The sequence below is a fragment of the Streptomyces phytophilus genome (assembly GCF_013870535.1).
Taxonomy (GTDB): Bacteria; Actinomycetota; Actinomycetes; order Streptomycetales; family Streptomycetaceae; genus Streptomyces; species Streptomyces phytophilus.
Map to the genome: position 1 here is coordinate 1 of NZ_JACBXC010000105.1, position 10,002 is coordinate 10,002.

The following is a 10,002-nucleotide window of genomic DNA, read 5'->3' on the forward strand; positions in this document are numbered from 1 at the left end:
GCGGCCCCGGGATGGGCACCGGCACCTCGGCCCGCTCGGGCAGGTCGTCGACGGCTTTCGAGGGATCCGGCGCAACCGGCTTCTCCCCCTCCGCCTGGAGCTGGGCGCGCAGCTGCCGCACGTCCGTCGCCAGCGTTGTGACGGCGTCGCCGCGACGGTCGGCCTCCGCCTCCAGGCGCTGAGCATCCGCGGAGATGGCCGCGGCCCGGGCGTCCGCCTCGTCCGCCTGGCGCTGGCCCTGCAGCCACACCACGCCGATCGCACCGCCGAGGACGAGCACGACGGCCAGCGCCCACAGCAAGTGGCGGCGGCGGTACAGCATGCGCTCGGTGCGCGTCACGGGCCACCACCCTCCAACTGCTGCAGGAGCAGCCTCAGCCGCGCGTTCTCCGCCCGCTCCGCGGCCAGCTCGGCGCGCACGGTCGCCAGTTCCTGACGGAGGTCCGCGCGCTCCTCCTGCAGCTGGTCCGTGAGGGAGGTGAATCCGGTGATGACGCCGCCCTCGCGCTGCGCTCGTGTCGCGGACCGGGTTCCGTAGACGGCTGCCGCCGCGGCCAGCGGCCCGCCGACGAGCGCGGCGATAGCCGTGACCATGGCGGCATCCATTCGTTCCCCGCCGGCTACAGCGGCCGCGGGCCGCTGTCCGTCGACGACGTGTTGGGCACCGCGTACACGACGCCCAGGGCTCCCAAGACCGCGAGCGCGATGGTGACGCCCTCGCCGGTGCTCAGCGCGCCGTCCTGGGCGGCGGTGGCCGCTGCCGCGGCGCCGGCGGCGAGGCCGGCCAGGAGGGACTTGGCGATGCTGCCGATCTTCATGGTGGTGGTCCTCTCTTCAGACGGTCCGGGCTTCAGGCGGCGACCTTGAACCCGTACTTCTTGCCGAGCCGCTGCAGCGATGCCCGGCCGGGGATGCCGTCGGCGTCGACGCCGCTGTAGCCACCGCCCGCCGGCGACCGCTGCCACACCGCGTACGCCGCCACGCTGTCGCTGCCGAAGTGGCCGTCCAGCCGCTTCTTGGCGAGCAGGCCGGCGTCGACGAGAGCGGCCTCTACCGTCTTGGCGCCGGCGTACGAGACGGGGGTGCCGCTCCTCGGCGGGTCCGTACGCGCCGCGCGACGTAGCTGCGACAGATCGACGGTCGGCAGCTTGGGCTTCGGCAGCTTCGCCGGCGGCTCGTCGTCGTCGAGCCGTGCGGCGATCCGCCCCCGCATCGTGTTCATGGAGAAGCCCCTCGGGTCCGGCTTGCCGGGCTGCCACTCCAGGTGGCCAAGCACGCTGCGGGCGCCCCAGCCGTGTTCCCGGCACAGCGCCGCGGCCGCGCGCTCGATGGCGTCCAGCTGGGCGTCGGGCCACGGGTCGTCGCCGTCGCCGCGGTTGATGCACTCGAAGCCGTAGAAGACGCGGTTGCCGTCGGTGTTGGCCTCGTTGTCGGCGGGCAGCTGGCGCTCGGCGATCACGGCACGGAGGACGTCGTCGTCGCCCAGGCCGGCGTGGTTCGTGCGGCCGTGGCCGACGAGGTGCACGTGGCCCTTCTTGTCGATGACGCCGTGACACAGCGGGCCGGGCAGATCGCTGCGGCCGCGGCGGCAGAGGTCCACGGTGGCGTCAGTGCCGGTGCTGGCGGTGTGGTGGATCATCACGCCGTGCACGGGCCCCCAGGGGCCCTTGTGGTTGCGGTTGTGCGTACGCCATCCGTCGTGCTCGATGACGGTCAGGCCCTCGCGCTTGAGTGCGCGCAGGACGACGGCGGCGGACAGGGGATCGGCCATCGGGGGTACCTCCGGACATGGCGATGCCCCGGGCCGGTGCGGCGCGGGGCGGGCGGGGTTGGGTGGGGGTCAGACCTCGACGGCGACCCAGTCGCACACGGTGGCGGTGGTGGTGAAGCGGGCACCGATGAGCGTGAAGCCCGTCGACGAGGGGTCGGTGTAGCCGACTTCGATCATCACCCCGGGGACGCTGGTGCGGGCGGTGATGGACAGGATCGGCGTACCGGAGAAGAACCCCACCGGAAAGGTCACGTCAACGGACTTGCGCAGGTAGTCCTGGTCGAAGCCGCTGCTGGCGGCGGTGACGGTGGTGGTGCCGGTGGAGAAGTCCAGCGTCTCGGTGCCGCTCAACATGCCGGCGTTGAGGCGGTCCGCGGTGATCGTCATTCCGGGCAGCCAGAGCATCGTTCGTCCTCCCCTACAGGGCCACGATGGCGGGGTTGGCCAGGGACAGCGCGGTGCCGGCCGTGTGCGCCTTGCTGACGCCGTTCACGGCGCGGGTGACGGTGAGCACCTGGGGGTTGACCACCTGGACGTCGTCATAGACCAGGGTGGGGTTGGTGTTGGTGTTCGAGCCGGTGACGATGGAGCGCGTACCGACCTGCCCGGTGGTGTGGTCGGTGTCGGTGGCGACAACCTGCCAGGTGCGCGGCTCGGGGGCGGTGGCCGGCCACACCTTGCCGCGCAGCTCGGTGCCCAGGCCCTGGAAGCGGGCGTTGAGTAGGACGCCGGCGGTGTAGTTGAGGCCGGAGACGTTGCTGGCCAGTTCGGTGTCGGCGTCGGCGGTCCGCTTGCGCAGCGACAGGATCACCTCGGACGCGGTGGTGAACTCCGCGCGCACGTAGTACATGTTCGCCGCGTCGGTGTAGCGGGCCGCGGGCCCGCCGAACTGGCTGCCGCCGGTCGACGTCGCGACGACGCCGACTTTGCAGTAGACGTCGAAGTCGTCGGCCACCGCGGGGGTGAGCACGCTCAGGCGGGCGATGCTGAGGGTGCTGCACAGGTGCCGGGCGTTGCCGGAGCTGACCGCGTAGTCGGACGTGCTGCCGCCGGAGCTGGTCCACGCCTGGCCGGTGGGGGTGCTGCCCCAGCCGAACGTCGCGAGGCGGTCGAAGCCGTCGACGATCGACTGGGCGACGGCAGTGACGGTGGCGACCTCCCCGCCCAGACGGATGTCCCACGGCACCTCTGCCGGGTCTGTGGTCCACGGGGAGCCGGCGGTGGCGCGCACCGTCAGCGTCGTGTCCGCGGCGCCGGCCGCGTCGAGGAGCACGGAGCCGTCGGTGTCGGCCTTGCCCAGCACCGGGTCGTCGGTGACGCCGACGACCCACGGCGAGGCTGGGGAGCAGTTGAGCGTCAGCCGCCAGCTGGTGGTGCTGACCTTCTCGGTGTAGCCCTCCACGATCAGCTTCAGGTCGTCGGGGCTGTACCGGGTGTTCTTGATGACCAGCAGGGCCTGGGACTCCAGGCGGTCGAGAATCTGTTGGCGCATCGGGCGCATGCGGGGGTTCATGAGGTCGATCTCGACGACCGGCACGCGGGCCTCGTCGATGGTCAGCAGGTGCAGCATCCACCCGGCGTACGGGTCGGTCTGCTCGTCGCGCGCCAGGTTGCGGGTGAACTCCTCGTCGTACAGGCCGATGGCCTCAACTGCGAGCGGCCCGTCGGTTTTGCGGGCCGGCGCCGAGCTGGCGCCGTCGGTGCGGGTGACGACGACTTCGTTGCGTACGTCACCGTCCCGCTTGGCGGGGGCCAGCGGGGCGGCCAGTTCGCCGGCGGCCTGGTCCAGGACGAGCGCCGGGCGCCGGTTGTACAGCTCCCCGCGGTGGATGTAGCGCAGCGCGAGGACGTCGCGGGTCTCGACGAGCACGCCGCCGTCGGTCTCCTCGCACTCGCGGACGATGTTCATGGGGGTGGCGATGCGCTGCGGGCCCATCGGCTCGGACTCGCCGGGCAGGCCGGCGGCGGTCAGCGGCAGCTGCTCCTCGATGACGATACGGCGGATGCGGGCCACGGCCCGCTCGCCGGTGAACCCGTCGTCGGCGCCGGCGTAGATGCTCACGCCGGGGGTGGTGGTGGAGGTGCCGCCGGTGTCCCAGACGCCCAGGTGCCCGAGGGCCATGCCGTTGAAGTCGCTGCCCCACTCCGCGCGTACGGCGCTGATCTTGCCGGGGTTGCCGGAGAAGGAGGTGTTGACGAACCAGTTGGTGTTGGAGGCGACGTCGCGCCAGCCCACGCACACGAACGTGGAGGGCCCGTTGTCGTAGGAGAAGAAGATCAGCCGGTTCCAGACGCCGGTGAAGTCGGCGATGGCGTCGGCGTTGGTGAACAGCGCGAAGGTGACCACGTTGTTGTCGTCGTCGAGGGCCTGGAGGCGGATCCCGGCGGTGGAGATCCGCACCCGCACTGCGGTCACGCTGGAGCCGGCTTTGGTCAGGTCCAGGCGCAGCATGGTGCGCTCGGTGGTCGGCATGCTGGCGAGCTTGTAGACCATCTCGGTGTGCCAGCCGCCGGCGGCCGCGCCGGGGACCTCCCCGCGCAGCGATGAGCTGTTGCCCAGGGTGGGCAGGTGGTCGGAGGCGGGCAGGGAGCTGTCCGCGGCGAAGGAGAAGCCGCGGACGGTCAGCGGGCTGCCGCCGGGGACGGCGGACGCCGGGCGGGTGGTCAGCGCCCCGTCTTCCATGGGCCAGTAGGCCAGCGGATCACCGGAGGGGATCCGGTTGCGCAGGGTGGACTTGACCGGCTGGTTGCTCTGTTCCAGCCGGCGCAGCGGCCCGGCCGCCTCGATGCTCACCCACGTGTCGCGCGCGGAGTGGTCCCACTCCTGCGGCCATGCGGGGATCTCGCAGCGCATGCGCACGTAGTAGTCGGTCACCTCGGTGGTGGGGCCGGCCAGCGTCCAGTCGCGGCCGGCGGTGTCGGTGAACGCGGTGTCCCCGGGCGCCTGGGCGGTGAAGTCGATGTTCGCCACCGCGGTGCCGTCGATGCCGTCGAGGACCTGGGCGGCGTAGTAGCGGCCGAACGCGGTCGCGAAGCCCAGGTTGCTGATGTCTCCGATCTCGAGATCGGCGGTGCCGGTGGTGTTGACGGAGGTGGTGCCGGCGGTGACGACGTCGTCGCCGAGCTGCTCCCACGGCCCGTCGATGGTCTCGGCGGTGTAGAACCGCACGGTGCGCCCGCCGGCGCCGTTGTTGGTGTCGAGGGTGGCGCGCACGGCGATGCGCTGTGAGGTCAGGGCCGGCAGCGCCACGGTGGCCAGGGCATCCGCGACGGTGGTGCCGTCGGTGCTCCAGCCCAGCGCCAGCCGGCCGGTGGAGGTCAGCAGGAACCGCCACATCCGGGCGTTGCCGACGGTGTTGTAGCGGCCCATCAGCTCCAGGTGCGGGTCGAAGTCCCAGGCCAGGCCGGGCACGTAGGACAGCGCCAGGTCCAGGCGCACGTCCAGGTCCCCGGCGACGTTCAACGCGGCCGTGCTGGCGACGCGCGCGCGGTCGCCGCCGGAGGAGATCCGCACGTACGGCAGGTCACCGCGCACCCAGTACCTGAAGGGCGTGTTGCGCAGGAGCTTGCCGTAGTACGGGCCGTGCGGGTTCAGCTCCGACCACCGGCCGTCGCGGTTGTCGACCTTGAAGGTGCACTTGCCGCGCTCGGCTTGGCTGCCCATGTCGCGGCGGCCGCGGACCATGGTCGTGCCGAGGTCCTCGCGGATTCCGGCGACGTCGACCCACGCGCCGTCGATGTGGACCTGGCCCCGTGTCTGCGGCATGGTTCACCTCCTGTTTCCGAACGTGACCTGGACGTCCCCGCCGCCGTCGAGGTCGACCATTTCCCGGATCACGCGCTTGAGTGCCTCGTCGCCGCCGGTGACGTCGAGGACCACCCGTACGTCGTCGCGGCCGCCGCCGGCGCCGGCGCGGTCGACGCCGGCGCGTACGTTGACGGGCACGCTGTCGGTGATGCCCTGCAGTTGCTGGGCGAGCGCGCGTTCCTGGCTGCCGATACCGGACATCAGGCCGCCCATGATCGCGGCGCCGGAGGGCTCCAGCAGGACGCGGTCGACGGTCATGGGGCCCTTGAAGTCGGGGATCATGCTGGTGATGCTGCCGAGCTTGCTGCCCAGTGAGCCCACCATGGAGTCGATGCCGTCGATCAGGCCGCGGATGATGTCCACGCCGGCGTCCCACAGCAGGCTGCTCAGGTTCCCCACGGCGCGGGTCACGCGCCCGGGCAGGCCGCGCGCGGTGGCGACGAGGTCGGATGCCTTGTCGGCGGCGGCGCCAGCCATGCCGCCGAAGTAGCGGCCCACCCGCCCGGGCAGGGCGGCCAGCCAGGCGATGGCGCCGAGCACTCCGCGCACGCCGGACATGACCTTCTCGCGGACCCAGTTCATCGCCGCGCCGACGGTGGCTCGGATGGTGTTGAAGTGCTTGATGAACAGGCCCGGCCCGGTGAAGTTCAGGATCAGGGAGACGAGCATGGCGAATCCGCGCTTCAGGATCCCCCACACCCAGTTCCAGGCGGCCACCACCGCGTTGACCATGGCGTGCCAGGCGTCCTGAAACCACGTCGTCTTGGTGGCGATCATGACGATCGCGGCGACCAGCGCGACGATGCCCAGGATGATCCACGTCGTGGGGGACGCGAGCAGCGCGCTGTTGAGCGCCCACTGCACCGCGGCCCATACCCCGAGCGCGACGGCCAGCGCCAGCACAATGGGGGTGAGCGCGGAGACCAGCTCCGGGTTGCTGGCGAGGAAGTCGGAGACCACCTTCAGGCCGGGGGCGAGGGCTTCGCCGATGGTGCTGGTGAGGGTGCGCCAGATGGCGTCCATCTGCTGCGCCGCCGACGTGGAGTCGGTGATCTTCTTCGCGGCGCCGGCGGCGTCGTCCATGCCGGTCGCCGCGGCGGCGCCGGCGGCGTCGAGCTTGAGCAGGCTGTTGCCGAGGTCCTCGCCCGGGCCGCCGAACAGCGCGGCCTGCAGCGCGGTGCGTTCGGTCTGGTCCTCCACCCCTTTCAGGGCGTCGGTGACCATGTCGAACGCCTGGGTGCCCTGGCCCTTGTTGACCAGGCCCTGGATTTCGGTGATGTCCAGCCCGAGGTCGGCCAGCGGCTGCTTGACCGCCTCGGTGTCGGCCAGGCGGAGAGTGAACTCCTTGACCGCGTCGCCGAGCTTGTCCAGCTCGAAGGTGGGGTTCTGCGCGGCCTGGGCGAGAAGCCCGAACATCTCCGGGCCGGTGAACCCGAGCTGGGCGAAGAACTCGCTGTACTCCTTGGTGACGTCGGGCAGCTCCTCGCGCATCGCCGGCGGCACCTTCTGCGCCGCGGCGGTCAGCAGGTCGAACGCCTGGGTGCCGTCCTTGACCAGCCCTGCCTTCAGCAGGGTGCCCATGGCCTGTGTGGAGGCAGCTACCTCGAACTCGAAGGTGTCCGCGAGCGCCAGCGCGCTCTTGGTCATCTGCTGCAGCTCGGCGTCGGTGGCCTTGCCCATGCCTCCGACGTTGGAGATCACCGCCCCGAGCGACTGGGTGACCTCGTCGATCGAACCGCCGAAGCCCTGCTTGAACACCGCGCCCGCGGTGTCGCCGGCGCGCTCGGCCTCCGCGCCGGTCAGGCCGAGCTGGTTCTGCAGCTTGGTGGTGGCCGCGGTCGCGTCCATCGCCGCCGACAGGCCCGCGGTGAACAGCCCGCCGACCGCGACGCCGGCGGCCGCGCCGCCGATGCCCGACAGGCTGTTCTCGACGTCGTTAGCCGCCTCCTGCCCGGCGCCGACGAGATCGCCGGTGTCCATGCCGATCGCGACCAGCAGTTCGTCCAGCGTCGCCACCACCGTCACCCCCGCCTGTCTTGTCAGTGCCGCCCAGGGCGGAGTTGATCTGTCGGATGGTGGCGAGCATGTCCTGCCAGGAGGCCCGCTTGTGCCGGTCCCACTTGGGCAGGAAGTCCTGCACCCGGGCCTTCCGGCCACGCTTGCCGCGCGCGGTGTTCGCCACCGTGGCCGCGAGGATCGCGGTCAGGATGTCCTCGCGCTCACCGCCGATCGGACCGGTGATCTGCTCGTACGCCATCCATTCCGTCAGCTCCGCCGAGCTGTGGGTGGCCAGCAGCTCGGCGACGGACATGCCCTTGGCGAGAGCTAGTCGGAAGTAGAACCGTCGCTCGGGACGGTCTCGGAGTTTCCCGCCGCAGCCTCCGCCGCACCCTTGCCCAGCCCGGACAGCGCCTGCGCCTTCTTGAACAGCCGGTCGATCACCTTGCCGTTCTTGGCGCCCAGCTCGCGCACCTCCTTGTCGGTGTAGAGGCGCTCGAAGTCCTCGTCCACCAGGCACTTCGCGACGAGCTTCGCGGAGGCGTCAGCCATGTTCATGCGCTGCACCGACCCGTTGGAGCCGAGGATGACCAGCGACTGCTGGTAGGCGTCGCGTTCGGTGCCTGACAGCCCCAGCAGCCGCACCTCCCCGCCCCACTCCTCGACGGGCACGTCCTCCCACTTGCGGTCGTCGGCAGCCTCGATCTGCTTCCTGCTCAGCAGGGCCATGGGGTGTATCCCTTCAGGTCAGGGTCGGCTTGCCGTTGACCTTGAAGGTCAGGGAGGCGGCCAGCTTGTCGTCGTACGGGGCTTCGGGCTCGAAGCCGGTCATGATGGCGCTGATGCCCCAGGTGGTCGCGTCGACGTCGGGGAAGACGACCTGGTAGTTGCGCGGGTCCTCGTCGTCGAGGTCGGCCACCAGCGCGTCGTGCACCGCTGGCCGGTAGTTGATGTCCAGCGTCACTTCGCCGCCGTCCTTCAACCCGCCCAGGAACTCCATCCACTGGTCCGGGCTGTCGTGGGCGGTGACGTCGATCGTCTCCCGGGTCAGGCCCGGGCCGGAGACGTTGGTGACGCTCGCCAGGGCGGAGAACACCTCCGGGTCGGCGCCGTCACCGCGCTTGAACTGTGTGCCGAAGCCGTCCTCACCGGCCATGGCTCCTCCATCTCTGCAGCAGGGATCACCCGCGGCCGCCACCGCGGCGGCCCGGGAGGGAAACAAGGGGCGGGTCAGGGTTGCTCGGTGACCACGCGGAAGCGGATCGGCACGTGCCGGATGTTCCCCGGGGGCTCGGGGTCGGTGAGCGCCTCGCTGCTCTCGTACCGGGTGGCGATGTGCGCCAGCCCGTCGACGGCCAGCGGGGTGTGATCCAGCAGCGCCATCAGCCGGGCGGCGATGCGCAGGGCCTCGGTGAAGCCGCGGTACTGCGACCACACGTGCAGCGTGAGCACGGTCTGCCGGCCGAAGCCGCCGTGCCAGTTGTCCGGGCTCTCGATGGCCTCGCCCACCACGATGTACGGGTACGGGGTGTCCTCGGGGGTGTGGTCGAAGATCCTCCCCGACACCATGTCGGTCAGCTCCTCGTCGCCGGTCAGCCGCACGTACACGGCCCTGATCACCGGCAGCATCGGCGCCGGCGCGCTCACCGCAGCACCCGCCGCACCTCGTCGGTGATCCGCGCCCGCATCCGGGTCCGCTCCGCCTCCAGCGCCGGGCCCAGCGCCGGGCTCGCGGGCATGCGGCGGGTGCCGTACTCGTGAAAGCGGGCGTAGTAGTCGCGGTCCTTGAACCAGCCGACCAGCGCAGTCAGGCCGGAGTCCTCGAAGCGCACGGCGACGTCGTCGCGCAGAGTGCCGGTGTCCACCCGCACCCGCTGGCGGGTGTCGCCCTGGACCGACTCCGCGCCGTCGCGTACGGCCTTCTTCAACGCGGCCAGGACGTCGTCTTCGAGGTCCTCCAGCTGCACGCGCAGCCGCGACAGGCCGGTGATCCGCACCGTGGTGCGTCCGCCTCTGCGTGCCATCGCGCTCACCCCCTGCCCGTCAGCGTCGCTTGGAGCGCTCCAGCTCCCGGCGGATGGTGGCCAGTTCACCGGCGATGCCCAGCAGCGCCCACACCGCGCGCTCCCCGGCAGGAAGCTCGCCGTCCTCGGCGCGCTGGCGGCACCGCAGCGGCTCGACGGGCAGCGGCCCGCGCTCGTCGTCGGCGCCGGCCATCAGGGCAGCTCCAGGACGGCGACGGTCACCGAGGTGACGCCGCTGTAGGTGATCGCCGCGCGGCCGTCGGCGCCGGCGAGTTCACGCGGCAGCGGCAGCATGCCCGCCTCGCCCGCGGCTACGGCCATGGCGGGGTTCTCGATGTCCAGCCCGCCCAGGACGGTGCCGGGGGTGTCCGCGGTGACGGTCACCGAGCCGGCGCCGCCGT

At 71.5% G+C, this 10,002-nt stretch carries 12 protein-coding genes and 2 pseudogenes; all 14 read right to left on the reverse strand.

Annotated elements, in window-relative coordinates:
* A pseudogene (locus H5J30_RS36555) lies at nt 1-340 on the reverse strand (collagen-like domain-containing protein); the annotation flags it as partial.
* A complete protein-coding gene (locus tag H5J30_RS08610; RefSeq protein ID WP_258563192.1) occupies nt 337-594 on the reverse strand; it encodes a hypothetical protein in 258 nt (85 codons plus the stop codon). The pseudogene H5J30_RS36555 and the gene H5J30_RS08610, both read right to left, overlap by 4 nt.
* Before the next feature lie 26 nt (nt 595-620).
* Nucleotides 621-818, reverse strand: a complete 198-nt coding sequence (locus H5J30_RS08615) for a hypothetical protein (RefSeq protein WP_181786636.1) — start codon at nt 816-818, stop codon at nt 621-623.
* Nucleotides 819-850: 32 nt separating this feature from the next.
* Nucleotides 851-1,771, reverse strand: coding sequence for an N-acetylmuramoyl-L-alanine amidase (locus H5J30_RS08620; RefSeq protein WP_181786637.1), 921 nt, complete (start codon nt 1,769-1,771; stop codon nt 851-853).
* 69 nt (nt 1,772-1,840) lie between these two features.
* Nucleotides 1,841-2,176 carry a hypothetical protein gene (locus H5J30_RS08625; RefSeq protein ID WP_181786638.1) on the reverse strand — a complete coding sequence of 112 codons (336 nt, stop codon included), beginning with the start codon at nt 2,174-2,176 and terminating at the stop codon, nt 1,841-1,843.
* Nucleotides 2,177-2,189: 13 nt separating this feature from the next.
* Entirely contained in the window at nt 2,190-5,537 is a 3,348-nt protein-coding gene (locus H5J30_RS08630; RefSeq protein ID WP_181786639.1) for a hypothetical protein, read from the reverse strand.
* Between the two features lie 3 nt (nt 5,538-5,540).
* On the reverse strand, nt 5,541-7,595 hold the full coding sequence (locus H5J30_RS08635) for a phage tail tape measure protein (protein ID WP_181786640.1): 2,055 nt from the start codon (nt 7,593-7,595) through the stop codon (nt 5,541-5,543).
* Entirely contained in the window at nt 7,516-7,890 is a 375-nt protein-coding gene (locus tag H5J30_RS08640) for a phage tail assembly protein T (RefSeq protein ID WP_258563193.1), read from the reverse strand. Before H5J30_RS08640 ends, H5J30_RS08635 begins: the two co-directional genes overlap by 80 nt.
* 14 nt (nt 7,891-7,904) lie before the next feature.
* The gene (locus H5J30_RS08645) at nt 7,905-8,306 is read right to left on the reverse strand and encodes a phage tail assembly chaperone (protein WP_181786641.1); all 402 of its coding nucleotides are present in this window, start codon (nt 8,304-8,306) and stop codon (nt 7,905-7,907) included.
* A 13-nt stretch (nt 8,307-8,319) separates the two neighbouring features.
* Complete coding sequence (locus H5J30_RS08650) at nt 8,320-8,733, reverse strand: phage tail tube protein (protein ID WP_181786642.1); 414 nt, start codon at nt 8,731-8,733, stop codon at nt 8,320-8,322.
* Between the two features lie 74 nt (nt 8,734-8,807).
* Nucleotides 8,808-9,224, reverse strand: coding sequence for a DUF3168 domain-containing protein (locus H5J30_RS08655; RefSeq protein ID WP_309505470.1), 417 nt, complete (start codon nt 9,222-9,224; stop codon nt 8,808-8,810).
* A complete protein-coding gene (locus H5J30_RS08660; protein WP_181786644.1) occupies nt 9,221-9,601 on the reverse strand; it encodes an HK97-gp10 family putative phage morphogenesis protein in 381 nt (126 codons plus the stop codon). The genes H5J30_RS08655 and H5J30_RS08660 overlap by 4 nt, the downstream gene beginning before the upstream one ends.
* Nucleotides 9,602-9,620: 19 nt before the next feature.
* Nucleotides 9,621-9,794 carry a hypothetical protein gene (locus H5J30_RS08665; protein ID WP_181786646.1) on the reverse strand — a complete coding sequence of 58 codons (174 nt, stop codon included), beginning with the start codon at nt 9,792-9,794 and terminating at the stop codon, nt 9,621-9,623.
* A pseudogene (locus H5J30_RS08670) lies at nt 9,794-10,002 on the reverse strand (hypothetical protein); the annotation flags it as partial. The gene H5J30_RS08665 and the pseudogene H5J30_RS08670, both read right to left, overlap by 1 nt.

What these genes read in the sequence shown, in the direction of transcription:
- H5J30_RS08660 (WP_181786644.1), bottom strand. Translation starts at nt 9,601, where the DNA reads ATGGCACGCAGAGGCGGACGCACCACGGTGCGGATCACCGGCCTGTCG.
- H5J30_RS08645 (WP_181786641.1), bottom strand. Translation starts at nt 8,306, where the DNA reads ATGGCCCTGCTGAGCAGGAAGCAGATCGAGGCTGCCGACGACCGCAAG.
- H5J30_RS08665 (WP_181786646.1), bottom strand. Translation starts at nt 9,794, where the DNA reads ATGGCCGGCGCCGACGACGAGCGCGGGCCGCTGCCCGTCGAGCCGCTG.
- H5J30_RS08620 (WP_181786637.1), bottom strand. Translation starts at nt 1,771, where the DNA reads ATGGCCGATCCCCTGTCCGCCGCCGTCGTCCTGCGCGCACTCAAGCGC.
- H5J30_RS08640 (WP_258563193.1), bottom strand. Translation starts at nt 7,890, where the DNA reads ATGTCCGTCGCCGAGCTGCTGGCCACCCACAGCTCGGCGGAGCTGACG.
- H5J30_RS08625 (WP_181786638.1), bottom strand. Translation starts at nt 2,176, where the DNA reads ATGCTCTGGCTGCCCGGAATGACGATCACCGCGGACCGCCTCAACGCC.
- H5J30_RS08615 (WP_181786636.1), bottom strand. Translation starts at nt 818, where the DNA reads ATGAAGATCGGCAGCATCGCCAAGTCCCTCCTGGCCGGCCTCGCCGCC.
- H5J30_RS08650 (WP_181786642.1), bottom strand. Translation starts at nt 8,733, where the DNA reads ATGGCCGGTGAGGACGGCTTCGGCACACAGTTCAAGCGCGGTGACGGC.
- H5J30_RS08610 (WP_258563192.1), bottom strand. Translation starts at nt 594, where the DNA reads ATGGTCACGGCTATCGCCGCGCTCGTCGGCGGGCCGCTGGCCGCGGCG.
- H5J30_RS08630 (WP_181786639.1), bottom strand. Translation starts at nt 5,537, where the DNA reads ATGCCGCAGACACGGGGCCAGGTCCACATCGACGGCGCGTGGGTCGAC.